At 60.9% G+C, this 22,854-nt stretch carries 24 protein-coding genes and 1 tRNA gene; 20 read left to right on the top strand and 5 right to left on the bottom strand.

Annotated features, from left to right (window positions below; translation table 11 throughout):
- Positions 1 to 4 precede the first annotated feature (4 nt).
- Positions 5 to 1,294, bottom strand: coding sequence for an SLC5/6 family protein (locus DFP86_RS07060; protein WP_133679590.1), 1,290 nt, complete (start codon positions 1,292 to 1,294; stop codon positions 5 to 7).
- 235 nt (positions 1,295 to 1,529) lie between these two features.
- On the bottom strand, positions 1,530 to 1,787 hold the full coding sequence (locus tag DFP86_RS07055) for a hypothetical protein (RefSeq protein WP_133679588.1): 258 nt from the start codon (positions 1,785 to 1,787) through the stop codon (positions 1,530 to 1,532).
- A gap of 270 nt (positions 1,788 to 2,057) precedes the next feature.
- On the opposite strand from DFP86_RS07055, the gene DFP86_RS07050 reads away from it, so the two are divergent.
- Positions 2,058 to 2,393, top strand: coding sequence for a DHCW motif cupin fold protein (locus tag DFP86_RS07050; RefSeq protein WP_243729331.1), 336 nt, complete (start codon positions 2,058 to 2,060; stop codon positions 2,391 to 2,393).
- A 25-nt stretch (positions 2,394 to 2,418) separates the two neighbouring features.
- A complete protein-coding gene (locus tag DFP86_RS07045) occupies positions 2,419 to 2,880 on the top strand; it encodes a GNAT family N-acetyltransferase (protein ID WP_133679586.1) in 462 nt (153 codons plus the stop codon).
- 74 nt (positions 2,881 to 2,954) lie between these two features.
- Here DFP86_RS07045 and DFP86_RS07040 read toward each other — a convergent pair whose 3' ends face one another.
- From DFP86_RS07040 to DFP86_RS07030, 3 genes are all read right to left on the bottom strand, one after another.
- A complete protein-coding gene (locus DFP86_RS07040) occupies positions 2,955 to 3,119 on the bottom strand; it encodes a hypothetical protein (protein WP_208108254.1) in 165 nt (54 codons plus the stop codon).
- Between the two features lie 239 nt (positions 3,120 to 3,358).
- Positions 3,359 to 3,435: transfer RNA gene (locus DFP86_RS07035), tRNA-Met, on the bottom strand.
- 81 nt (positions 3,436 to 3,516) lie between these two features.
- The gene (locus DFP86_RS07030; protein ID WP_133680001.1) at positions 3,517 to 4,668 is read right to left on the bottom strand and encodes a class I SAM-dependent methyltransferase; all 1,152 of its coding nucleotides are present in this window, start codon (positions 4,666 to 4,668) and stop codon (positions 3,517 to 3,519) included.
- Positions 4,669 to 4,729: 61 nt separating this feature from the next.
- On the opposite strand from DFP86_RS07030, the gene DFP86_RS07025 reads away from it, so the two are divergent.
- From DFP86_RS07025 to DFP86_RS06940, 18 genes are all read left to right on the top strand, one after another.
- A complete protein-coding gene (locus DFP86_RS07025; protein ID WP_133679584.1) occupies positions 4,730 to 5,323 on the top strand; it encodes a hypothetical protein in 594 nt (197 codons plus the stop codon).
- Positions 5,313 to 6,056 carry a pteridine reductase gene (locus DFP86_RS07020; protein WP_133679582.1) on the top strand — a complete coding sequence of 248 codons (744 nt, stop codon included), beginning with the start codon at positions 5,313 to 5,315 and terminating at the stop codon, positions 6,054 to 6,056. The genes DFP86_RS07025 and DFP86_RS07020 overlap by 11 nt, the downstream gene beginning before the upstream one ends.
- Before the next feature lie 100 nt (positions 6,057 to 6,156).
- Positions 6,157 to 7,083, top strand: coding sequence for a tRNA 2-thiocytidine(32) synthetase TtcA (gene ttcA / locus DFP86_RS07015; protein ID WP_133679580.1), 927 nt, complete (start codon positions 6,157 to 6,159; stop codon positions 7,081 to 7,083).
- The gene (locus tag DFP86_RS07010) at positions 7,073 to 7,873 is read left to right on the top strand and encodes a polyamine aminopropyltransferase (RefSeq protein WP_133679577.1); all 801 of its coding nucleotides are present in this window, start codon (positions 7,073 to 7,075) and stop codon (positions 7,871 to 7,873) included. The genes ttcA and DFP86_RS07010 overlap by 11 nt, the downstream gene beginning before the upstream one ends.
- A gap of 199 nt (positions 7,874 to 8,072) precedes the next feature.
- Positions 8,073 to 9,377 (top strand): nucleotide sugar dehydrogenase, encoded by a 1,305-nt coding sequence (locus DFP86_RS07005; protein ID WP_133679999.1) that lies wholly within the window; start codon positions 8,073 to 8,075, stop codon positions 9,375 to 9,377.
- Positions 9,378 to 9,440: 63 nt separating this feature from the next.
- Positions 9,441 to 10,505 (top strand): Gfo/Idh/MocA family protein, encoded by a 1,065-nt coding sequence (locus DFP86_RS07000; RefSeq protein WP_133679575.1) that lies wholly within the window; start codon positions 9,441 to 9,443, stop codon positions 10,503 to 10,505.
- Positions 10,506 to 10,515: 10 nt separating this feature from the next.
- Entirely contained in the window at positions 10,516 to 11,085 is a 570-nt protein-coding gene (locus tag DFP86_RS06995) for an acyltransferase (protein WP_133679573.1), read from the top strand.
- 9 nt (positions 11,086 to 11,094) lie between these two features.
- Positions 11,095 to 12,192 carry a DegT/DnrJ/EryC1/StrS family aminotransferase gene (locus DFP86_RS06990; RefSeq protein ID WP_133679571.1) on the top strand — a complete coding sequence of 366 codons (1,098 nt, stop codon included), beginning with the start codon at positions 11,095 to 11,097 and terminating at the stop codon, positions 12,190 to 12,192.
- Entirely contained in the window at positions 12,185 to 13,492 is a 1,308-nt protein-coding gene (locus tag DFP86_RS06985; RefSeq protein ID WP_208108253.1) for a lipopolysaccharide biosynthesis protein, read from the top strand. The genes DFP86_RS06990 and DFP86_RS06985 overlap by 8 nt, the downstream gene beginning before the upstream one ends.
- On the top strand, positions 13,489 to 14,070 hold the full coding sequence (locus tag DFP86_RS06980) for an acyltransferase (RefSeq protein WP_133679570.1): 582 nt from the start codon (positions 13,489 to 13,491) through the stop codon (positions 14,068 to 14,070). Before DFP86_RS06985 ends, DFP86_RS06980 begins: the two co-directional genes overlap by 4 nt.
- Positions 14,063 to 15,175, top strand: coding sequence for a glycosyltransferase family 4 protein (locus DFP86_RS06975; RefSeq protein ID WP_133679568.1), 1,113 nt, complete (start codon positions 14,063 to 14,065; stop codon positions 15,173 to 15,175). The genes DFP86_RS06980 and DFP86_RS06975 overlap by 8 nt, the downstream gene beginning before the upstream one ends.
- Positions 15,172 to 16,293, top strand: coding sequence for a glycosyltransferase family 4 protein (locus DFP86_RS06970; protein ID WP_133679566.1), 1,122 nt, complete (start codon positions 15,172 to 15,174; stop codon positions 16,291 to 16,293). The genes DFP86_RS06975 and DFP86_RS06970 overlap by 4 nt, the downstream gene beginning before the upstream one ends.
- 91 nt (positions 16,294 to 16,384) lie before the next feature.
- The gene (locus DFP86_RS06965; protein WP_133679564.1) at positions 16,385 to 17,629 is read left to right on the top strand and encodes a glycosyltransferase family 4 protein; all 1,245 of its coding nucleotides are present in this window, start codon (positions 16,385 to 16,387) and stop codon (positions 17,627 to 17,629) included.
- A 66-nt stretch (positions 17,630 to 17,695) separates the two neighbouring features.
- The gene (locus DFP86_RS06960) at positions 17,696 to 18,853 is read left to right on the top strand and encodes a DegT/DnrJ/EryC1/StrS family aminotransferase (RefSeq protein ID WP_133679561.1); all 1,158 of its coding nucleotides are present in this window, start codon (positions 17,696 to 17,698) and stop codon (positions 18,851 to 18,853) included.
- A complete protein-coding gene (locus tag DFP86_RS06955) occupies positions 18,853 to 19,485 on the top strand; it encodes a sugar transferase (RefSeq protein WP_133679559.1) in 633 nt (210 codons plus the stop codon). The genes DFP86_RS06960 and DFP86_RS06955 overlap by 1 nt, the downstream gene beginning before the upstream one ends.
- A gap of 5 nt (positions 19,486 to 19,490) precedes the next feature.
- A complete protein-coding gene (locus tag DFP86_RS06950) occupies positions 19,491 to 21,377 on the top strand; it encodes a polysaccharide biosynthesis protein (RefSeq protein WP_133679557.1) in 1,887 nt (628 codons plus the stop codon).
- 67 nt (positions 21,378 to 21,444) lie between these two features.
- Positions 21,445 to 21,822, top strand: coding sequence for a hypothetical protein (locus DFP86_RS06945; protein ID WP_133679555.1), 378 nt, complete (start codon positions 21,445 to 21,447; stop codon positions 21,820 to 21,822).
- A gap of 41 nt (positions 21,823 to 21,863) precedes the next feature.
- A complete protein-coding gene (locus DFP86_RS06940) occupies positions 21,864 to 22,466 on the top strand; it encodes a YdcF family protein (RefSeq protein WP_133679553.1) in 603 nt (200 codons plus the stop codon).
- Positions 22,467 to 22,854: the final 388 nt, after the last annotated feature.

Genomic DNA, 22,854 nt, shown 5'->3' with positions numbered 1-22,854 from the left:
AGGCTTAGAGACCGAGCAGCTTGTAGAGGATGGCCGACATGGCGACGGCACCGATAAAGGTCACCAGTACGTTACCCGGCTGATTGGCGTACTTGCGCATTGCCGGCACCTTGCGGATGGCGTACATCGGCATGATGAACAGCATGGCGGCGATGATCGGGCCGCACAGCGAGTCGATCATATCCAGGATGCTCGGGTTGACCGTGGCCACGCCCCAGATCGACAGGAACAGGAACGCCATGATGCCGCGGTTGATGTTCTTGGCCTGACGGTCGACCTTCTCGGCGCCGATTTGTTGGCTGATCAGACCATGCAGGCCTTCGCGTGCCCCCAGATAATGGCCGAGGAACGACTTGGACATGGCGACGAAAGCCACGGCCGGAGCGACCCAGGCGATGACCGGGGTTTGGAACTTGTTGCCGAGGTAGGACAGGATCGAGATGTTCTGCGACTTGGCCAGCGCCAGATCAGCCGGCGACAGCGCGAAAACGCAGCTGAAGACGAAGAACAGCACCACGGCGACCATCATCATCACCGCATATTTTTCGATCTGCTGGGCTTTGCCGACGGCTTGCTTGCCATAGCGCTCCTGCTGAGCCACGGCGAAGCGCGAGATCACCGGCGAGTGGTTGAAGGCAAACACCAGAACCGGAATGCTGAGCCACAGGGTGTAGCTGAACTTGCCGGCGCTCGGTACGCCGCCTTGCAGCACGGCGCCGTTCCACGATTTGGTCAGGTACAACGCCAGGCCGAGCAACACGAAGATGAACGGATAAACCAGCCAGCCCATGACACGGACGACCATCTGTTCGCTGCTGGCGACGATGGCGATCAGCATGGCGGTCAGCACGAAGGCCAACGGCGCGCGCGGCAGGGCTTGCATCGCCAGTTGGTGCGTGACGAAGCTTTCGACCGTATTGGTCAGGCCGACGCCGTACAGGAACAGGATCGGCAAAATGGTGAAGAAATACAGCAGCGTGATCAGCTTGCCGGCGGTGGCGCCGAAATGCTCGCCCACCACTTCGGTGATGTCGCTACCGGGCTTGGACGAAGACAGAATGAAGCGGATCAGCCCGCGGTGGGCCAGATAGGTCATCGGGAAGGCCAGCACGGTCATGACCAGCAGCGGCCAGATACCGCCGAGCCCGGCGTTGATCGGCAAAAACAGCGTGCCCGCGCCGATGGCGGTGGCAAACAGGCCCAGTACCCAACTGGTGTCGTGGGAACTCCAGCCCTGTGCGGCTGCGGTGCGTACCGCACTGCCGTCTTGAATTACTTCGGTTGTCGAAGACATTTTTCTCTCCCTGATGATTCAGTGGTCGTCTTGTGTGGATTTCTGACGCCGCGAAGTGTAGTCAGGTTTTATCTACAAAAATTGAGAATGTTCCGAACGGCAGAATGGGCGATCGAACGGTCGCTGTGGCGCACGAACGGCGACGCGAAGCGGATTTGTCCGATCCACTGAGGAGAAAACCGGCTAGGCCCGGAACGAGTCGGAGGGCCGCGCCCTCCGCCTCCATGTGAAGGCCTTAGTGGGCCGTTAGCACCAGGCAACCGGCAATATGACGCGCTTGCGCGGCCTCGGGTAGATAGAGCCACGAGGTGTCGGCATCGATCGGCTCGAACGCCCAAGACAAGCGGCTATCGACGATCAGGCGGCATTCGTCGGAATTTGGACGACTGCCGCGCGGCACGCACTGCTGGGCAATCAGCGAAAAGAGACGCTGCTGGCGGGAGTCCTGGTTTGGAAAAAAGACAAGGGGTGCATTACTATCGCAAATAGCCATACTAGCTCCGGTGGAGAGTTGGTGTGGTCAGCGGGTTCGGTGGTGCTGGAATCACCCCGGGCCCGCGCCTCATGCGGCAAGCGCCGCGCCACAACCTTATCCGAGCCCCCCTGCCACTGACAACAGTGCGTGACCGTCAGAAAATGCCGAAATTCTGCGTAGGGTGCGTTCGCCGAAGGCAACGCACCAACCCGCGAACGGCAAATCTCTCTGTGCCATGCCAATGGGTTAGCATGTTGACCCATAAGCCAGCGTCAAATATTGGGGAGCATGATGATGCAGATGAATGACATTCCTTTCGGTACCACGGATTGGTCTTTGGTTGAAAAAACCGAGCATCAAGGAGAGACCGGCTGCGCTTATTGGCGCACCAAACATTTTGGCGACGTTCGCGTTCGCATGGTGGAGTACACCCCGGGATATTTGGCCGACCACTGGTGCGTCAAAGGGCATATCTTGCTCTGCCTCGAAGGGGAGTTGCATACCGAGCTGGAAGATGGCCGGCAATTTGTGCTTAAGCCCGGCATGAGCTATCAAGTCGCCGATCATGCCGAGCCGCATCGCTCATTCACCGCCATCGGGGCAAAGCTGTTTATCGTCGATTGATGGGCAAGTTCTGGGAAAAAATCCGATGCCGCAAGTGATGATCAGGCGCGCCGTGGCCGCAGACGCGGCGGCGATTCAAGCCTTATATCGAGAGCTGGTCGCCAATCCCGCTGTCTGCGTATTGCCTGAGCGCATTGCCGAAGTCGCGCAAAGCGCGAACGCCGCACTATTTGTCGCGGAGCTCGACGGTGCCGTGGCGGCAACGGCGCATGTCTCGTTGTGCTTGGACGTCATGTTCCAAAATCAGCCATTCGCCGTTGTCGAGAACATTATCGTGATGCCTCGCTGCCGCGGGTTGGGGGTGGGGGCAGCACTGATGCGGGAGGTCGAGCATTATGCCCGGTCTGCGCAGTGTTCCAAGATCATGCTGCTCAGCGCTGCCGAACGGAGCGAGGCACATCGCTTCTTTGAAAAGGTGGGCTTTCTCGGATCGGCAAAGAAGGGGTTCGTCAAATACCGCAGTCAGTTTGACGAACAGGAACCGTAGGGTGCGTTCGCGCAGCAACGCACCAAGCACCTCTAGCGGAGTGCTGTTGGCGGAGTGCCTGCGGCGAACCCACCTTACGTGCGCTCCTCATCGACAAGATCGCGCAAGATCAAGCGTGCGGTTTCCGGTTCTCCATTAAGAAAGAGCGTTGCGGTTTCATCGAGTAGTGCTTTGGCAAATGCGGGGTCGCGCTCGACGCGCTCGACCATGGTTTGCTTGAAGTCGCGTGTCAGTGCCATGCGGTTCACCTTTTTCGTTTGCCTGTTTTTGCTTCAGCTGCGATAGCTCGTTTTCTGCGCTTGTATTCGGCATCAGGGGTGGGCTGGTGCGGATGCATCGCGTGTTCGACTGACCAAGGTTGATGTCGTTCACAGCTGAAAGGGAGAGGAGGAATAGTCTGTGCGTCTGTTAGATGCGCGCAGGAATGTGCAGAAATGAAAAAAGCCCTTGATCGTCAGATCAAGGGCTTAAAATTCTTTGGTGGCGAATCCGTGACTCGAACACGGGACCTGCGGATTATGATTCCGTCGCTCTAACCAACTGAGCTAATTCGCCACTTGTTTCCTCGCGAAATCGCGAAGTGGGGCGAATTATGCCGTGCCCCTTTTTTACTGTCAACACCCTTGCTGCGATTTTTTACAGGGTGTGGCAGCGATCCCCTTGAGCGAAGCCCTGCCAGTCGATGGCGACGTTCTTGCCGAAGCCGATGGCTTTGAACAGTTCGCCCATTTCCGCCGGGGAGATCAACTTCTGCACTGCGGAGGCCTCTGGCGCCCATTGGCGAACGTCGGTCGGGTCGAGGCGCTGCATGACGTCGGCGATGCCGCAGTTGACCAGGAATTGCGCCTGGGCGGTGTAGCCGATCAGGTCGAGCCCGGCGTCGATGCCGGCTTGCGCGACGGCGCTGAAGTCGACATGACAGGTCAGATCCATCAGGCCCGGCAGGTAGAACGGGTCGTCGACGGTGTGGTGGCGGTAGTGGCCGATCAGCGTGCCCATGTGGCGTTGCGGGTGGTAGTACTCGCGCGCCGGGAAGCCGTAGTCGATCAGCAAGATGGCGCCGCGTGCGAGCCGGCCGGCCAGGGTGCGGATGAAGGCTTGGTTGCTCCGACTGATCTCCGACAGATAGCCCGGCTCGGCGATGCCGAGCGCTTCGACCTGTGCCCGCAGTGCCGGGTCGTCGATCGGGCGATCCTGCCATTCGAAACCGTTTTCGCCGAGCGACACGCCGCGTTGCATGGGCTCGGGGGTCCAATGGATCAGCTCGCAGGGCATGGCATCGAGCACTTCGTTGCCGATGACGATGCCGTCGATTCGCTCGGGCAGGGCGGACAGCCAGACGATGCGCTCTAGCAGATGCGGCATTTCGCGCGTCAGGGTGTCGCGCTGGCGTGCGATCAGATCGGGCGACAGGTCGACGATATAGTAGTGCTCGGGTAGCGCGTCGAGTCGTTCGAGTTCGGCCAGCAGGTCGACGGCCAGGCGGCCGCTGCCGGCGCCGAATTCGTATAGGTCGCCGGCGGTTTGCGGTAGCAGTTCCGCCAGTTGGCGCGCCAGCGCGGCGCCGAACAAGGGGGTCATTTCCGGCGCGGTGGTGAAGTCGCCGGCGCCGCCGAGTTTGTGGCTGCCGGCGGCGTAGTAGCCGAGTCCGGGCGCATAAAGCGCCTGTTCCATATAATACGAAAAGGGTATCCAGCCACCGCGCTCGCCGATGGCCTGACGGAGAGCCGCCTGCAAACGTTGACTAATGATCAACGCGTCGGCGGCGGGTTCGGGTAAAGTGTTCATCATCGGTGTCCTGCTACAATGACACGCGATTGTGGGCGAAAGCGAGAATAAGGAGAAGAGGGTGGGCCGATTTTTCCGCATGGCGCTGGCCGGGGGGGCGGCGCTATTGGCGCTGTCGGATTGGGGTTTTGCGCAGACGCAGTGGCGCGTCGCGACGCCGTTTCAGGACAACCCGCTCAAGGTGGCGGTGCTGACGGGCGAGGGGACGGTGTCGGGCAATACCTTCCCGGTATCGCTGGAGTTTTCCTGCCATCCCGCTGCCGGGGTGCCGCGTGTGGTGTTGCGCGTGCCGAGCATGGTGGCCGACTGGGATTTCCATGCCTATGACAGCGCCGCTACCAACATGGCGCCGCGGCGTCGATTCCTGACGGTGATGGCGTCCAATCGCCGGGTGCTGGATCGCCCCCGTTTTACCGGTATCGATGGCGAGAACGCCAGCTTCATGTTCAGTTGGCAGCCGAACGAGGCGTTGCTGTCGCGACTGGCGCGCCAGAACGATGGCGCGTTGATCGTGCTCGACGGCTTGCGTCGCGGGCAGGGTAATCTGGAAGCGCGCTTCGTCTTCCCCGCCGATGTTTCTGTGATGCGCGACGTTCTGGCGCCGTGCAGCGACGCGGTTGCCGGTCAGAAAAAGGTGGCCAGCGATGCAGAATAAAGTCGTGTTGATTACCGGCGCGGCGCGGCGGGTCGGGGCCCAGATCGCGCGCGAGTTGCATGGGCGCGGCGCCCGATTGATGCTGCACTATCGCCACTCCGCCGCCGAGGCGTCGGCGCTGGCTGCCGATCTCAACAGCCAGCGGCCGGATTCGGTCGATACCGTCGAGGCCGATCTGCTCGACACCGCGTGCCTGCCCGAGTTGGTCGATGCCTGTGTGCGCCGCTTTGGCCGCCTCGACGGACTGGTCAACAATGCCTCCAGTTTTTTCGCGACGCCGCTGGGTAAGATCGACCTTGCCGCCTGGCAGGATCTGATGGGCAGCAACCTCCTGGTGCCGATGCTGCTGTCACAGGCGGCCGCCCCGCATCTGGCGGCCAACGGCGGGGCGATTGTCGGTATCGTCGACATCCATGCCGAACGGCCGCTGAAGGATTTTCTGGTTTACAGTCTGGCCAAGGCCGGGCACGCACAGTTGATCCGCGCCCTGGCGTTGGAGCTGGCGCCGCGGGTACGGGTCAATGGCGTGGCGCCGGGCGCCAATATTTGGCCCGAAGGCGGTGCGCACTTCTCTGTCGACGCGCGTGCGGCGATCGAGGCGTCGATTCCGCTTGGGCGGGTCGGCTCGCCGGCGGATTTGGCGCGCGCGGTGGCCTGGTTGTTGTCGCCGGAGGCCGCCTATGTGACCGGCCAGGTGCTGGCGGTGGACGGTGGGCGTAGCGTGGTGTTGTAAGGCATTGGCTTACCTGTTGACCCCTTCTTGCCCGTTTTTCTGGCCTAGTCAGGTTTTTTTGCGCTAAAATCTCCCGTTTTTCAATCTGTTACGCGCGACCATGCAAACTCCCGTTTCCGATGCGGACGCCAAGGCGAAAAAGGCGGCCTTCGAGGCCGGCAAACTGACCAAGCGGCTGCGTCATTACGTTGGCGATGCCATCAACGATTTCAACATGATCGAGCAGGGCGACCGCATCATGGTTTGCCTGTCCGGCGGCAAGGATAGCTACGCCCTGCTGGATATTCTGCTGGGCCTGCAGAAGTCGGCTCCGATCGATTTTTCCCTGGTGGCGGTCAATCTGGACCAGAAACAGCCGGGGTTCCCGGGCGACGTGCTGCCGACTTATCTGGCCGATCTCGGCGTCGAATATCGCATCATCGAAGAAGATACCTACTCCATCGTCAAGCGGGTGATCCCCGAGGGCAAGACGACTTGTGGGCTGTGTTCGCGCCTGCGTCGCGGCATTCTGTACCGCGTGGCCGACGAGTTGGGCGCCACCAAGATCGCATTGGGCCACCACCGCGACGACATTCTGGAAACGCTGTTCCTCAATATGTTCTATGGCGGCAAGCTCAAGGCCATGCCGCCCAAGCTGGTGTCGGACGACGGGCGTCACATGGTGATCCGTCCGTTGGCTTATTGCCGGGAAAGCGATCTTGAGCGCTATGCGGCGCTGCGCGCCTTCCCGATCATTCCGTGCAATCTGTGCGGCTCGCAGCCCAATTTGCAACGGCAAGCGGTCAAGCAAATGATCCAGGATTGGGAAAAACGTTTCCCAGGACGTGCGGAAACCATGTTCAGCGCACTGCAGAACGTTGTGCCGTCGCACCTGGCCGACACCGGGTTGTACAACTTCGCCGGGCTGCAGTTGGGCGAGGTACCGGCCGGCGGTGGCGATCTGGCGTTCGATCGCGAGGAGTTCCAGCCGCCCAAGAGCATCAGCATCCTCGATTCGCGCCCGAAGGAGTCCGTCTGTGGCGAGTAAGGCACGACATCCGTTCCGGCGCCGGGTGCGGCCGGGCGTGGACGCCATGCCTGAGGTGGAGATCAGCGAGGCCGACGGTATTCGCTCGCTGCACCTGGGCTCGGAAACTGTGCAAAGTTCGATGAACCTGGACGACCCGACCGACTTGGTGCTGTCATACAGCCGGGCGATGATGGGATTCCTGTTGTTCAACGACGCGCCAGCGCATGTGCTGCAAATCGGCCTTGGCGGCGGTTCGTTGTCGCGTTTCATCGATTTCTACCTGCGCGACGCGAAGAGCGTCGCGGTGGATATCAACCCTCAGGTCATCGCCGTGGCCCGTGCTTTCTTCGAGTTGCCGCAAGAGGGAGAACGCTTTGAAATTGTCGAGGCCGATGGCGCCGACTATGTGAAGATCTTCCGCGACTCCACCGATGTGATCCTGGTCGATGGCTTCGATGGCCTGCAGATTGTCGACGCGCTGACCACCGAGGACTTCTTCGAGGATTGTCGCCGCGCGTTGACCGAGGACGGGATCTTCGTCACCAACTGGTGGAGCGGCGACAAGCGCTACATGAGCTTCCTCGAGCGTCTGCTCGGCGTGTTCGAAGGGCGGGTGCTGGAGCTGCCGTCGGCCAGTCACGGCAATGTGGCGGTGATGGCGTTCAACCGCACGCCCAAGCTCACGCGTTGGGCCTTGCTTGAGAAGCGAGCGGAGGCGATGGAAGAGCGTTTCGGGCTGGAGTTCGGCGAGTTTGTGGCGCGCATGCGGCTGATGAATCCGCAAGGCGAACATTGCCTTGGTTATTAGTTGGTGAGCATGTATTAGCACAAGGCGTTATGCGTAGCGCTAATGCGGCGTATAATGCCCGTTTTTTAATCCGTCAGGGTGTTGAGCAAGATCAGCAGCCGACGACGGACCTTGCGTCAGACTAAACGCCTTCAGATTGATGGGCTTTTGCCGCGTGGAGGTGGGAGTCCTCGGATTTTTATTAAGGAAAGTCATTGTGATCAAGCAGCAAGTACTCAACCGGGTTGCGGACAAGTCCGCGGTGATCGGTATCGTCGGTCTGGGCTATGTCGGCCTGCCGCTGATGCTGCGTTTCGCCGAAGTCGGCTACAAGGTGCTGGGTTTCGATATCGACGACAGCAAGGTCGATGCCCTGATGGCCGGCAAATCCTACATCGAGCACATTTCGGCCGAGTCGATCGCCGAGGCTCGTGGCCGCGGCTTCGAGGCCACCACCGATTTTGCGCGCGCGCCCGAGGCCGATGCGCTGATCATGTGCGTGCCGACGCCGCTCAATAAATACCGCGAGCCGGATCTGTCCTTTGTGCTGAATACCATCGACTCGCTGGTGCCTCACCTGCGTCCGGGGCATCTGGTCTCGCTGGAATCCACCACCTATCCGGGTACCACCGACGAAGAGTTGCTGCCGCGTATCGAGTCGCGCGGTCTGAAGGTCGGTCAGGATGCGTTCCTGGTGTTCTCGCCCGAGCGCGAAGATCCGGGCAATCCCAACTTCACCACCCGTACCATTCCCAAGGTGTGTGGCGGCGTGACGCCGGCCTGCCAGGAAGTCGGCGTCGCGCTGTATTCGGCGGTGATCGACAAGGTGGTGCCGGTGTCGTCGACGCGCGCGGCGGAAATGACCAAGCTGCTGGAAAATATCCACCGCGCGGTCAACATCGGTCTGGTGAACGAGATGAAGATCGTCGCCGATCGCATGGGTATCGATATCCATGAAGTGATTCGCGCCGCCGCCACCAAGCCGTTCGGCTTCGTTCCCTACTATCCGGGCCCTGGCCTGGGCGGCCACTGCATTCCGATCGACCCGTTCTATCTGACCTGGAAGGCGCGCGAATACGGCGTCAACACCCGGTTCATCGAACTGGCCGGCGAAGTGAACTCCAATATGCCGGATTACGTGGTCGGCAAGGTGGCCGCCGCGCTCAACAAGCGCCAAAAGGCGATCAATGGCAGCCGTGTCTTGGTGTTGGGGATCGCTTACAAGAAGAATGTCGACGATATGCGCGAAAGCCCGTCGGTCATGTTGATGGAAAAGCTACGCGATTTGGGCGCTGCTGTCGCTTATTCCGATCCGCATGTGCCGGTGTTCCCGAAAATGCGCGAACACAAGTTCGATCTGAAGAGCGTGCCGTTCAATGCTGAGACCTTGGCCAGCTACGATTGCGTGGTACTGGCGACTGATCACGACAAGTTCGATTATCCCTTGCTCCAGCAAGCGGCGAAGTTGATCGTCGACTCGCGCGGCAAGTTCCTCGAACCTGCCGAACATATCGTTAAGGCATAACCGTTTAACGCTGAACGAGGCGACCTATGGGGTCGCCTTTTGCCATTTACCGAGGCCGTTACCATGCAAACCGTCCAACATTCCCCCATCACCGGCCGCAAGATCCGCTTTGCGTTAGCCGGTTGTGGCCGTATCGCCGCCAACCATTTCGGTTCGCTGGAAAAGCATGCCGACCGTGCCGAGTTGGTCGACGTGTGCGATATCGATCCCGCCGCGCTGGCCGCCGCGGTAGAACGTACCGGCGCCCGTGGCCATAGCAGCCTGACCGCCATGTTGGCGGCAAGCACGGCCGATATCGTGATCCTGACCACGCCGTCCGGCCTGCACCCGCAACAGGCCATCGAGTGCGCGGAAGCCGGTTTCCATGTAATGACCGAAAAGCCGATGGCCACTCGCTGGCAGGATGGTTTGGAAATGGTCAAGGCCTGCGACCGCGCCGGCAAGCGGCTGTTCGTGGTCAAGCAGAACCGTCGCAACGCGACGCTGCAACTGCTCAAACGCGCCATGCAGGAAGGCCGTTTCGGCCGTTTGTTCATGGTCAACGTCAACGTGTTCTGGACCCGGCCGCAGGCTTACTACGATTCGGCTGCCTGGCGCGGTACCTGGGAATTCGACGGCGGCGCGTTCATGAACCAGGCCAGCCACTATGTCGACCTACTCGACTGGCTGGTCGGCCCGGTGGAGAGCGTACAGGCCTATACCGCCACGCTGGAACGCAATATCGAAGTGGAAGATACTGGCGTGGTCAGCCTTAAATGGCGCTCTGGCTGCTTGGGCAGCATGAATGTGACCATGCTGACCTATCCGAAGAATCTGGAAGGTTCGATCACCATTCTGGGCGAGAAGGGTTCGGTGCGGGTCGGCGGCATGGCCGTCAACGAGATCCAGCACTGGGAGTTCGCCGAGCCGCATCCGATGGATGAGGACATCAACAACGCCAGTTACGCCACCACCAGTGTGTACGGCTTTGGCCATCCGATGTACTACGACAACGTGTTGAACGTCATGCAGGGTACGGCCGAGCCGGAGACCGACGGGCGCGAAGGCCTGAAGTCGCTGGAACTGTTGATCGCCATGTACCTGTCGGCGCGCGACGGCCGTCGCGTGTCGTTGCCGTTGGACTACTGAGAGGCACGTCATGAACTACACCGTGCATGAAACCGCCATCGTCGACCAGGGCGCCGTGATCGGCGCCGATAGCCGGGTCTGGCACTGGAGCCATATTTGCGCCGGCGCGCAGATCGGCGAGCGTTGCTCGTTCGGCCAGAACGTGTTCGTCGGCAACGACGTGATCATCGGCAATAACGTCAAGGTGCAGAACAACGTGTCGATCTACGATGCGGTCACGCTCGAGGACGACGTGTTCTGCGGGCCGAGCATGGTGTTCACCAACGTCAACAATCCCCGCAGCCATGTCTCTCGCAAGCATGAATATCGTCGCACGATCGTCAAGCGCGGAGCCACCATCGGCGCCAATGCCACCGTGGTCTGCGGCCATACGGTGGGCGAATACGCGTTCATCGGCGCCGGCAGCGTGGTGACGCGCGACGTGCAGCCGTATGCGTTGATGGTCGGTACGCCGGCGCGCCGCTTGGGCTGGATGTGCCAGTGTGGCGAACGCCTGCCGACCCAGATTGGCGAGCATACCTGCCCGGTTTGTGCGCAACGTTTTGAAATCGGCGGCAACCACTGCACGCCGTTGGCCTGAGGACATGTAATGAGCATTCAATTCATCGATCTGAAAGCGCAATACCAACATCTGAAACCGGCGATCGACGCCCGCATCCAGTCGGTGCTTGATCACGGGCAATACATCATGGGGCCGGAAGTGGCGGAGTTGGAGGCGCAGTTGGCCGCCTTCGTCGGCGTCAAGCACGCGATCGGCGTGTCCGACGGTACCACTGCGCTGCAGGTGGCGCTGATGGCGCTGGGCGTCGGCCCGGGCGACGAGGTCATCACCACGCCGTTCACCTTCATCGCCACGGGCGAAATGATCGCGCTTTTGGGCGCGACGCCGGTGTTCGTCGACATCGATCCGGATACCTACAACCTGGATCCGGCACTGATCGAGGCGGCCATCACGCCGCGCACGCGCGCCATCATCCCGGTCAGCCTGTACGGGCAGTGCGCCGATTTCGACGCGATCAACGCCGTGGCCGAGCGTCATGGCCTGGCGGTGATCGAGGATGGCGCACAAAGCTTCGGCGCTCGTTATAAGGATCGCCGTTCCTGTGGCGCCACGACGATCGCCACCACCAGTTTCTTCCCTTCCAAGCCGCTGGGATGCTACGGCGACGGCGGCGCTTGCTTCACCAATGACGACGAATTGGCGCGCAAGATGCGCCAGATCCGTGTGCATGGCCAGGATCGTCGCTACCATCACCCGGTCATCGGCATCAATGGCCGTTTGGATACGCTGCAGGCGGCGGTGCTGCTGGCCAAGCTGCCGACCTTCGAGCAGGAGCTGGCGGCACGCGCGCGCATCGGTGCCCGTTACAACCAATTGCTGGGCGGTGTGGTGCGTACGCAGCGATTGGCAGAGGGTTGCGATTGCGTCTATGCCCAGTACACCATCGAAGTCGACCGACGCGAAGCGGTGCAGGCGGCGCTTAAAGAGGCTGGCGTGCCGACCGCGGTGCATTACCCGGTGCCGCTGAATCTGCAGCCGGCCTTTGCGCATCTGAACCAGCCGGCCGGTAGCTTCCCGCGCTCGGAAGCGGCGGCGCAACGTGTGATGAGCCTGCCGATGCACCCATTCCTGGACGAGGCGACCCAAGACGCGGTTGTCGAGGCGGTAAAGCGTGCCATTGGCTAATCTTCGGCCCTCGGCGCTGGCTGCCTCGTACCAGCGCTTTGTTCGCTCCGGGTTCGTGCGCCACATCGTGACGTTGGCCACCGGTGCGGCGCTCGCCCAGATCGTGCCGCTGTTGGCGCAGCCGATTCTGACGCGCCTGTATACGCCGCATGCCTTTGGCGTGTTGTCGTTGTACGTGGCGCTGATGTCGAACTTGGCGGTGTTGGCGACGGCACGTTACGAATTGGCCATCGTGCTGCCGGCCGAGGAGCGCCGCGCCAGCAACCTGATGGCATTGTCGATGTGCTTCGCCACGGCGTTGGCCGTGCTGGTGCTGGTGGCGCAGTTGCTCGGGGTCAACCATTGGTTGCTCAAGCTGATGGGCGATGCCGGTAGCGAGCACGATATCGCGCTCTGGCTGTACCTGTTGCCGCTGTCGTTATGGCTGGCGGGGATGATGCAGGCGTGGACCAACTGGAACAACCGCCATTCCCGCTATCGCGCCAATGCCTCTGGCCGCATGAGTCAATCGCTGGGCATGTCGGTGACGCAGTTGGCGGGCGGCATGCTGCACGCCGGTCCGGGCGGCCTGATTCTGGGGCAGTTCGCCGGCCAGGTCTCGTCGTTGCTGGCGCAAGCGCGAGAAGACTTCAAGCGTCGTTTCGCCTGGCGGCATGAGGTGGATCGCGCCTCGATGAAGCAGGTGGCATGCGACTATTCCGAGTTCCCCAAGGTCAATACGCCGCATGCGTTCGTCACCGCCTTGCAGGACTCGCTGACGCTGTCTCTGTTGGGCGCCTTGTCCGGCACGGCCACGGTGGGTTTTTACGGCATGATGATGCGGCTATTGAAGCTGCCGGCGGCCTTGATCGGCCAGGCGGTGGCGCAAGTCGCTTATCGGGAGCTTGCCGAGGCGCGTAATGCCGGTCGGCCACTGCGGCCGATCATCAAGCGCATGGCATTCGCCCTGGGTGGCATGGCGCTGGTGCCGTTTCTGGTGATCCAACTCGCCGGCGAGCCGTTGTTCGGGCTGGTGCTGGGCCAGACATGGCGCACAGCCGGACGTTACGCCGAGGCCATGTCGCCATTTATTTTGTTTCATTTTATTGCGTCGCCGTTGGCGATGGTGCCGTTGGTCATCGAGCGCCAACGCACGGCTTTCCTGCTTTCCTTGGTGCAAACCGCGCTGTTCGTCGGTGCATTGTGGTCCGGGTTCCACCTCTGGGACGATCCGGTTCGCGCGTTTCGACTGGTTTCCTGGGTGATGGTCGGGTATTTTATTTTCTATTTCACCTGGCTATATCACGCAGCTAATAAATGATTTTTACCAAACTACTGAACCGTCTGCGTTTCCGACTATCGGCCTGGATCCAGCCTCGCATGGTGTACGGCTTCCGTCGCTATGATGGGGTGTATTTGCGCAGAACCCGTTTGTCAAATCTGACGCGGGTAGAGCATGCACATCGCTTGGATATCGGCGATAACGTCTATATCGGCCATTTCAACTTTGTCGATGCCTCTGGTGGGCTGACCATCGGCGAGGGGTGCCAGATCACCAACTATGTATCGATTCTGACTCATTCCAGCCATATTGCCATCCGGCTGTATGGCCGGCATTACCTCGATCACCGCAATCATGCCGGCTATCTGCGCAAGTCGTCGGTGATCGGCCGTTACAGCTTTATCGGCCCGCATTCGGTACTGATGCCGGGAACACGGTTGGGTAAAGGGTCGTTGGTTTCTGCTTATAGTTTTGTCGCGGCGGGCGACTATCCGGATTATGCCGTGCTGGCCGGTAACCCGGCCCAAGTTGTGGGCGATACCCGTACGATGGATCAGGAGTGGCTGAGTGCCCATCCGGAATTGATGGCGCTTTACGAGGAGTGGGATCGTGACTGAGCAGGTTGCGTCGCGTCTCTTGATCGTCGGGTCGGCCTCGGTGCATACCTGGCGTTACCTGGCTGGCATCGCCCCCTATGTGGGCGAGGTCTGGCTGGCCAGCAACCGCGACGCCCCGGAGCAATATCGGCCGGCCAATCTGGCCGGCTTTCAACGTATCGACTTTCGCTTGTCTTCTCTGGTGGCCTCCGGGCGGCTGCGAGGTTGGATCAAAGCCATCAAGCCGGAGCTGGTGCATGTGCATCAGGCCAACAGCGTTGCCTGGCATGCCAGCCGTGCGATGCGCGGCCTGGCTATCCCGCAGGTGCTGACAGCCTGGGGGTCGGATATTCTGCTATTGCCCGCTTCCAATGCCTTGTTCGGCCGCATGGTGCGCAGCAATTTGCAGTCGGCCGACGTGATCACGTCCGATTCGCTTTATATGGCGGCGCGCATTCGCGAACTGGCCGGCGACGATTGCCGAATCGAATTGCTCAATTATGGTATGGATGCCTTGCCGCTCACGCCGGATCTTGCCGCCAAGGAGAAGCGCGTGCTGTCCTGCCGGCTGCATAAGCCGCTGTATCGCATCGATGCCATTTTGCATGCCTGGGCGGCGGTTGAGGCCAGCGGCCGTTTTCCCGATTGGCGTCTGACGGTGGCCGCCAGCGGCGATCAGACGCCGGAACTCAAGCGCTTGGCCGAAACGCTCGCATTGCGGCGTGTCGATTTCCCTGGTTTTATCCCGGGGCACGAACTGGCCGAGTTGTATCGCAAGAGCCGGGTGTTCATCAGCGTCCCGCGTTCCGATGCCACCAGTATCAGCCTGCTGGAGGCCATGGGCCATGGCTGCCTGCCGGTGTTGTCGAATCTGCCGGCCAATGGCGAATGGATCATCGATGGGCTTAATGGTTGCATCGCCGAGGATATGAGTCGCTTGTCGGACAACCTCGTGGCGGCGATGCAGCAGGCGGCAGATGATCAGCGGCTGCAGTTCGTCGCCGATATCAACCGTCAATTGGTGACGCAGAAGGCATTGCATGCCGACAATATGCGCCGCTTCGCCGAGCTTTATACCCGGACACTGCAAGCTGGCCCAAAACAGAACGCCAAGAAGAAAAAATGAGAGTTGCCCACCTGACCAGCGCCCATCCGCGCCACGATATCCGCATTTTCATCAAGGAATGCGGCACCTTGGCCCGCGCCGGCCATGACGTGACCTTGATCGTCGCCGACGGGCAGGGCGAAGAGATCCGCGACGGCGTGCGCATCCACGACGTCGGTGCCAAAACCGGCGGACGTTTGCGCCGCATGACCAAGACGGTCGACCGCGTGATTCAGGCTGCGTTGAAGCTCAAGCCCGATGTGGCGCATTTTCACGATCCCGAGCTGATGCTGGCTGCGCTAAAACTGAAGAATGCCGGCATCCGCGTGATCTACGATGTCCATGAGGATCTGCCGCGGCAGTTGCTGGCCAAGCACTGGATCCCGGGTTTGATGCGGCCGCTGGTGTCGCGCGTGTTCGAGTTGCTGGAGAACCGTGTCGCCAGCCGCTTCGATGCCATCGTGACCTCGACGCCGCACATCCGAACCCGCTTCGCCGCGGTCAATGCGCGCGCGCTCGATGTCTGCAATTTTCCGATTTTGTCCGAACTGGTGCGCGATACCGCATGGGACAGCCGCAAGAACGAGGTTTGCTATCTGGGCGGAATTACGCGTATCCGCGGTATCGGTCCGATTGTCGACGCCATGCCGGATGTACCGGCCCGCCTGAACCTTGCCGGCATCTGGGGCGAATCCGGCCTGCGGGAAGAGTTGGCTGCCGCGCCCGGCTGGGGCAAGGTCAACGACCTGGGCGTGCTGGATCGGGCGGGTGTGGCCGATGTGCTGGCGCGCTCCAAGGTCGGGTTGGTGACCTTATTCCCGACGCCCAATTACGTCGATGCCCTACCGATCAAGCTGTTCGAATACATGGCCGCCGGTCTGCCGGTGGTGGCCTCGGATTTTCCTGTCTGGCGCGCCATCGTCGAGGACGCCGGTTGCGGTGTGCTGGTCGACCCGCAGGATCCGGCCGCAATCGCCGCCGCACTGCGCACGTTGCTAGCGGATAACGAGAGCGCCGCCGCCATGGGCGCCAGCGGGCAACGCGCGGTGTTGGCGAAATATAGCTGGCAGGCCGAAGGGGAAAAACTGGTGGGGTTGTACCAACAGTTGGAGGCCGGACGTCCGGCACCTAGTCATTGAAAGTCGTTTGATTTTATTGGGATAGAGGCAGCGTACGGTCGGGAGTACTATTCCCGGGTAGCTGATCCCGAATCCCGCAACCGGGTTGAATATGCGCATTCTCTATCTGAATCATTATGCCGGCTCGCCGAAGCATGGCATGGAATACCGTCCGTATTATCTGTCGCGCGAGTGGTTGAAGTCCGGCGACAAGGTCAACATCCTGGCGGCCAGTTTTTCGCATCTGCGCCAAAACAACCCGCGCGATCTGCCCGGCCTGTTTGGCGAAGAGGAAATCGACGGCATTATCTATTCCTGGTATGCCACCCCGAAGTATGCCGGCAACGGCATCAAGCGCGTACTCAACATCTTCGCCTATCTCTTCCAGGTGTGGAATATGAGCCGCTTCTTCGTCAATAAGTGGACGCCGGATGTGGTGATCGCCTCCAGCACCTATCCGCTGGATATCTATCCTGCACGCTTCATCGCCAAGCACGCCAAGGCACGGTTGATTTTCGAGGTGCACGATCTGTGGCCGTTGACGCCGGTCGAAGTGGGCGGCATGTCGCCGCGGCATCCGTGGATATGGCTGTTGCAGAAGGCGGAGAATTTCGCCTACAAAGTATCGGATGCGGTGGTTTCGATGCTGCCTTGTGCCAAGGAGCATATGGTGGCGCACGGCATGGCGCCGGAAAAGTTCCACTATGTACCCAATGGCATCGTGGTGTCCGAGTGGGAGAATGCGACAGCCACGCTGCCGGACGAGCATGCAGCCCTGATTGAGCGCTTGAAGAGCGAAGGGCGCTTCCTGGTCGGTTATGCCGGCGGTCATGGCTTGGCCAATGCGCTGCAGGAATTGCTCAAGGCCGCCGATTGGCTGCGCGACGCTCCGGTGTCGTTCGTGCTCGTGGGCGATGGCCCGGACAAGATGGCGCTTGAGCAGATGGCGCGCGATTTGGGGCTCGACCATGTCCATTTCTTGCCGGCGGTGAGCAAGGCGGCCGTGCCGGCGCTGCTGTCGCGCATGGATGCGCTGTTCATCGGCTGGCGCAAGCTGCCGATCTACCGCTTCGGTATCAACCCCAACAAGCTATTCGATTACATGATGTCGGCTCGGCCGGTGATCCATTCGGTCGACGCCGGCAACGACAGCGTGCGCGAGGCCGATGCCGGCTTGTCTGTCGCGGCGGAAGATCCGGCGGCGATTGCCGAGGCGGTGCGTCAACTGATGGCGATGACCCCGGAAGACCGTCAGCGGCTGGGGGAGAACGGCAAGCGTTACGTGCTGGAAAACCACGATTACCGCGTACTGGCCAAACGTTTTCAGAAGCTGTTCAAGGCGAACGCGGCCAAGTAGCGCATAGGAAGCAACGGATAGCCAACTTACGCGAGATATGATCGCATATCTGGGATAACGAAAATCATGAGCGAGAAATTCTTACCGTTTGCCTTGCCGGAAATCGGCGAGGAAGAGATCAACGAAGTCGTCGATGCCTTGCGCTCCGGTTGGGTGACGACCGGCCCGAAGACCAAGCAGTTCGAGGCCGACTTCGCCGCCTTCATCGGCGATGACGTCGAGGCCATTGCCGTGAATTCGGCCACTTCCGGCCTACACCTGGCGCTGGAGGCCGTGGGAATCGGTCCGGGCGACGAGGTGATCGTGCCGACGTATACCTTCACCACGACGGCCGAGGTCGTGCGCTATCTGGGCGCGCACCCGGTCCTGGTGGACGTCGATCCGCAGACGCTCAACATCGACCCGCAGGCGATCCGCCGCGCCATCACCGACAAGACCCGCGCCATCGTGCCGGTGCACTTCGCCGGCCTGGCCTGCGAGATGGACGAGATCATCGCGATTGCGCGCGAGCATGGCCTGAAGGTGGTCGAGGATGCCGCCCATTCGCTGCCCACCAGTTACAACGGCAAGCTGATCGGCACGCTGGACACCGATGCCACCGTATTCAGCTTTTATGCCAACAAAACCATGACCACCGGCGAGGGCGGCATGGTGGTGTCGAAGAACCCCGATCTGATCAAGCGCTGCAAGGTGATGCGCCTGCACGGTATCAGCCGCGATGCATTCGACCGGTATGTATCCAAGTCGCCGGCCTGGTTCTACGAAGTGATCGAGCCGGGCTTCAAGTACAACATGCCGGACATCGCCGCCGCGCTGGGGCTGCACCAGTTGAAGAAGTTGCGTCGCTTCCACTTGGCGCGCATGGACATGGCCGAGCGCTACGACATCGAGTTGGCCGATCTGCCGTTGATCCTCCCGGCCAAGCCGCACGTCGGCGACGCCCACGCCTGGCACCTGTACCCGGTGCGCCTCAAGCCGGAAGCCGGCGTCGAACGTGGCGAGTTCATCCAGCGCATGGCCGATCTGGGGATCGGCTGTTCGGTGCACTTCATCCCGCTACACTTGCATCCGATCTGGCGCGATAGCTATCAACTGTCGCCGGCGCAATTCCCGCATGCGCAACAGGCGTTCGAAGCCGAGGTTTCGCTGCCGCTGTATACCCGCATGACCGAGGCGGATCAGACTCGGGTCATCGCTGCCATCCGCCAGATTCTGGGTGCGTGATGGCGGTAGGTAGCGCCAGCCGCGCACCCGGCTCGGACCGGGTCAAGCGAGGCTTCGATTTGTTGGCCGCCGGCATGGGGCTGGCGCTATTGTCGCCGCTGCTGTTGCTGTTGGCTTTGTGGGTACGGCTCGATTCGCCCGGCCCGGTGTTTTTCCGCCAGGAGCGGGTAGGGCGCTTCGGCGTGCCGTTCCGTATTCACAAATTCCGCACCATGCGTGTCGATGCCGAGCGCCAAGGGCAGTTGACCGTTGGGACGGATGTCCGCGTGACCGGCGCCGGCCGCTGGTTGCGCAAAACCAAGCTCGACGAGCTGCCGCAGTTACTCGACGTGGTGTTGGGGCGGATGAGCCTGGTCGGGCCGCGCCCGGAAGTGCCGCGCTATGTCGCGTATTATCCGGGTGACTTGCGCGCCAAAGTGTTGGCGCTACGGCCGGGTATCACGGATTGGGCGTCGATTCGTATGATCGACGAAAACGAGATCCTCGGCCGGGCCGAGGATCCGGAGCGGGCCTATATCGAGCAGGTGCTGCCCGAGAAGCTGGCCTATTATGCGAAGTATGCCGATAGTCACACGCTGTTTGAGGATATCCGCATCATCTTCGCCACTATGATGAAAATCGTTTCACGCTGACCGACATGCTGGAAAAAATGCTCTCGTTCTCGCGCCACAATAAGATGGCGCTATTGATGTTGCTCGACGCCGTGCTGCTGCCGCTAGCGCTGTGGAGCGCCGTAATCCTGCGTTTGGGCGGCAGTTGGGATCCCAAACTCAATCCCTATCTGTGGATCTTCTTCGTCCCGCCGTTCTGGGTGCTTCCGATTTTCATCCATCTCGGGCTTTACCGTGCGGTGCTCAAGTACCTGGACGATAAGATCGTCTACACCGTGCTCTCCGGCGTGACGTTGGCGGTACTGGTTTTGACCGCCGTGATCGCGCTGGCCGGCATGCATCCGTTCCCGCGTTCGTCGATCGTCATTTTCTGGGTGTTCGCCATGGCCTATATCGGCGGGAGCCGTTTCCTGCTGCGTGGGCTAGTGCGTCGCATCGACGCGGTGGATGCGCCGCGCGAACACGTCATCATCTACGGCGCCGGCCGCGCCGGGGTGCAGTTGATGTTGGCGTTGCAGGCCGGACGGGAATATCGGCCGATGGCATTCGTCGACGATAACCCCTCCCTGTGGCGCCGCACTTTCCGCGGCGTCGCGGTGCATGGCCCGCAAGAGCTGCCGATTCTGGTCAAGGAGACCGGCGCCAAGCTGATTTTGCTGGCGCTGCCGTCCGTCAACCGTGCGCGTCAACGTGAGATTCTGGAGAGTCTGGAGTCTCTGCGGGTGCCGATCAAGCGTTTGCCGGGCATGGCCGATTTGGTTTCCGGCGAGGTGCGGGTCGAGGAGTTGAAGGAAGTCGACATTGAGGATTTGCTCGGCCGCGAACCGGTGCCGCCGCGCCGCGAGCTGATGTCCGCCAATATCGAAAATCGTGTGGTGATGGTGACCGGCGCCGGCGGCTCGATCGGTTCCGAGCTGGTACGCCAGATCGCGCAATGTCGGCCGAAGCTTTTGGTGTTGTTCGAACAGGCCGAGTACAACCTGTATGCCATCGACCAGTCGTTGGCGAGTAAGGCGCCGGATTGCCCGCGCGTGGCATTGCTGGGGTCGGTAGCCGATCATGCGCGTCTGACCCAGGTGATGCGCACGTTCGGCGTCGAGACGGTATACCATGCCGCGGCCTACAAGCATGTACCGCTGGTCGAGCATAATCCGGTGTCGGGTATTCTTAATAACGCGTTCGGCACCGATACGGCGGCCCAGGCTGCCGAGGAGTGCGGCGTCGATACCTTCGTGCTGATTTCCACCGATAAGGCGGTGCGGCCGACCAATGTCATGGGGGCCACCAAGCGTTTGGCCGAGCTGGTGCTGCAGGCCCGCCACGCGCGAGGTAGTCGCACGCGTTTCGTCATGGTGCGCTTCGGTAACGTGCTGGGCTCATCCGGCTCGGTGGTGCCGCTATTCAAGCAGCAGATCAAGCTGGGCGGGCCGGTGACCGTGACGCACCCTGACATCACCCGCTACTTCATGACCATTCCCGAGGCGGCACAGCTGGTGATCCAAGCCGGCGCGATGGGGCTAGGCGGCGACGTGTTCGTGCTCGATATGGGGCAACCGGTACGGATTGCCGATTTGGCACGCCGCATGGTGCATCTTTCCGGGTTGGAGGTGAAAGACGGCAACCGGCCGCTGGGCGATATCGAAATTCGTTACACCGGTCTGCGCCCCGGCGAGAAACTGTACGAAGAATTGCTGATCGGCGACAACGTGCTGGATACCGATCACGAGCGCATCTTGCGCGCCCAGGAGTCGTTGATTCCCGAGGCCGACTTGCGCGCGCTGCTCGACCGGCTCAAGGCAACCTGCGATCGACTGGATGCCGAAAGCGCATTCGCGCTGATGCGGGAAGCGGTGCAGGAATTCAATGCCGCCGAGCGAACCCAGGACTGGGTTTGCCTGGCACAGACACGTTAGGTCGCACTTGTTTCTTGGCTAACGCCATTTTAAACTCCTATGGTGCAGTGCAACATAGGAGTTTGCCATGCCTATTCTTCGTCTCCTGGCCAACACATGGCCGATTGCTTTCTCCTGTCAGCTCGATTGTCTGCGCCGCCAGCAGGTGTTTCTGCGTTCGCAGTGGTTCTTCAATGGTCGAACCGCGTTCGGCGCTGCGCCCATGTCCGATAAGTTCGCGCGTATCCAGCGGCGTTGGCTCGGCGATGTTCTGTCCCTGTTGTATGACTGGGGCGAAACGCAGCGTCTCGGCTGTCGGCGTATGCAGGCTGTCGATGTACCCGAGTGGTGGCCATGGCTAGAAGCTGTCGAGCGAAGTCAGCGGCAGTCGCTGGATGGTTTGGTCGATGTCGGTCGATGCCTGCTGTGCACACCGGCGGGAGGAATCGACCCGGAGGGCGGGTAAGCCGTTTATAATATCCGCGTGTTTAGCGGAACGAGTCGAGAATGCATTATCTGTGGTTGGTGCTCAAAGGCGTGTTGCTGGCCTTCCTGCTGGTGCTGCTGGCAATGGGCGGCGTGGCGTGGAGCATCGTCAGCGATGGGGAACCGCCGGATTACCCTGCCAAAGCCGATGCGGCGCTGGTGCTTGGCGCCGCAGCGTGGGGCGATAAGCCGTCGCCGGTCTTTCGCGAGCGTATCCGCCATGCGGTCGAGCTGTACAAGGCGGGGCAGGTTCACTGGATCGTATTCACCGGCGGAACGCCGGTACCGGGCTATCCTTCCGAGGCCGATGTCGGCCGCGAGTACGCCCTCAAGGCAGGGGTGCCGATGACGGCAATGCTGGCCGAGCCCGATTCGCGCACGACTTGGGAAAATCTGCAAAACGCCAAGCAGCTGGCTGAGCCGTTCGGCATTCATACCTACCTGTTGGTCAGCGATCCTTGGCACATGCGTCGCGCCGTACTCATGGCGCGCGATCTCGGCTTGGCCGCGACACCGTCGCCCACCCGCTCGACGCGCTATCGCACCTTGTCGGCGCGCATCGCCTTCTTGTCGCGTGAAACCTGGTTGTATGTCGGTTACCGCATTTTCCGCATGGCCTCTTGACTGCCGGCTGCCTCTAATCGTTCTCCCCGCGCCACCAGGCCAAGTCCAATGATGCTGGCCTGACGGCGTGCCGCTCAAAGACACGGCATGGGCCGTCATCAATGGCCGACTCTCGGCCGCAAGCTCAAAGTACTTCATCTCCGCAGGATTTCACCGCAATAACCGCCGTGTACTGACACGTTGTACTGCTTGTCGTGGTCTAGGTGGCCACCGGACAGGTATGGCCATGCCTAATGAACTGTTTTATTAAAAATAGTCCAACCTAAATGTTTTAACTGCGAATCAGATTTTAATATCTCTATGCTGTAAATAATGCCAATTGCGCACTATCAAAGCTATCGGCTTGTGTGTCGATTACAACGAAAAAATATGAGTGCGACAGCAGGTT

Origin of the sequence: Paludibacterium purpuratum (assembly GCF_004363805.1) — a bacterium.
In the GTDB taxonomy this organism is placed as follows: domain Bacteria; phylum Pseudomonadota; class Gammaproteobacteria; order Burkholderiales; family Chromobacteriaceae; genus Paludibacterium; species Paludibacterium purpuratum.
This window is presented reverse-complemented; position numbering and strand designations above follow the sequence as displayed.

Excerpts from the sequence above, each read along its gene's own strand:
- DFP86_RS06965 (WP_133679564.1), top strand. The coding sequence starts at position 16,385 with ATGCGCATTCTCTATCTGAATCATTATGCCGGCTCGCCGAAGCATGGC.
- DFP86_RS07000 (WP_133679575.1), top strand. The coding sequence starts at position 9,441 with ATGCAAACCGTCCAACATTCCCCCATCACCGGCCGCAAGATCCGCTTT.
- DFP86_RS06970 (WP_133679566.1), top strand. The coding sequence starts at position 15,172 with ATGAGAGTTGCCCACCTGACCAGCGCCCATCCGCGCCACGATATCCGC.
- DFP86_RS07045 (WP_133679586.1), top strand. The coding sequence starts at position 2,419 with ATGCCGCAAGTGATGATCAGGCGCGCCGTGGCCGCAGACGCGGCGGCG.
- DFP86_RS06945 (WP_133679555.1), top strand. The coding sequence starts at position 21,445 with ATGCCTATTCTTCGTCTCCTGGCCAACACATGGCCGATTGCTTTCTCC.
- DFP86_RS07020 (WP_133679582.1), top strand. The coding sequence starts at position 5,313 with ATGCAGAATAAAGTCGTGTTGATTACCGGCGCGGCGCGGCGGGTCGGG.
- DFP86_RS07040 (WP_208108254.1), bottom strand. The coding sequence starts at position 3,119 with ATGGCACTGACACGCGACTTCAAGCAAACCATGGTCGAGCGCGTCGAG.
- DFP86_RS07055 (WP_133679588.1), bottom strand. The coding sequence starts at position 1,787 with ATGGCTATTTGCGATAGTAATGCACCCCTTGTCTTTTTTCCAAACCAG.
- ttcA (WP_133679580.1), top strand. The coding sequence starts at position 6,157 with ATGCAAACTCCCGTTTCCGATGCGGACGCCAAGGCGAAAAAGGCGGCC.
- DFP86_RS07050 (WP_243729331.1), top strand. The coding sequence starts at position 2,058 with ATGATGATGCAGATGAATGACATTCCTTTCGGTACCACGGATTGGTCT.
- DFP86_RS06940 (WP_133679553.1), top strand. The coding sequence starts at position 21,864 with ATGCATTATCTGTGGTTGGTGCTCAAAGGCGTGTTGCTGGCCTTCCTG.
- DFP86_RS06995 (WP_133679573.1), top strand. The coding sequence starts at position 10,516 with ATGAACTACACCGTGCATGAAACCGCCATCGTCGACCAGGGCGCCGTG.
- DFP86_RS07060 (WP_133679590.1), bottom strand. The coding sequence starts at position 1,294 with ATGTCTTCGACAACCGAAGTAATTCAAGACGGCAGTGCGGTACGCACC.
- DFP86_RS06990 (WP_133679571.1), top strand. The coding sequence starts at position 11,095 with ATGAGCATTCAATTCATCGATCTGAAAGCGCAATACCAACATCTGAAA.
- DFP86_RS06960 (WP_133679561.1), top strand. The coding sequence starts at position 17,696 with ATGAGCGAGAAATTCTTACCGTTTGCCTTGCCGGAAATCGGCGAGGAA.
- DFP86_RS06950 (WP_133679557.1), top strand. The coding sequence starts at position 19,491 with ATGCTGGAAAAAATGCTCTCGTTCTCGCGCCACAATAAGATGGCGCTA.
- DFP86_RS07030 (WP_133680001.1), bottom strand. The coding sequence starts at position 4,668 with ATGAACACTTTACCCGAACCCGCCGCCGACGCGTTGATCATTAGTCAA.
- DFP86_RS06980 (WP_133679570.1), top strand. The coding sequence starts at position 13,489 with ATGATTTTTACCAAACTACTGAACCGTCTGCGTTTCCGACTATCGGCC.
- DFP86_RS06955 (WP_133679559.1), top strand. The coding sequence starts at position 18,853 with ATGGCGGTAGGTAGCGCCAGCCGCGCACCCGGCTCGGACCGGGTCAAG.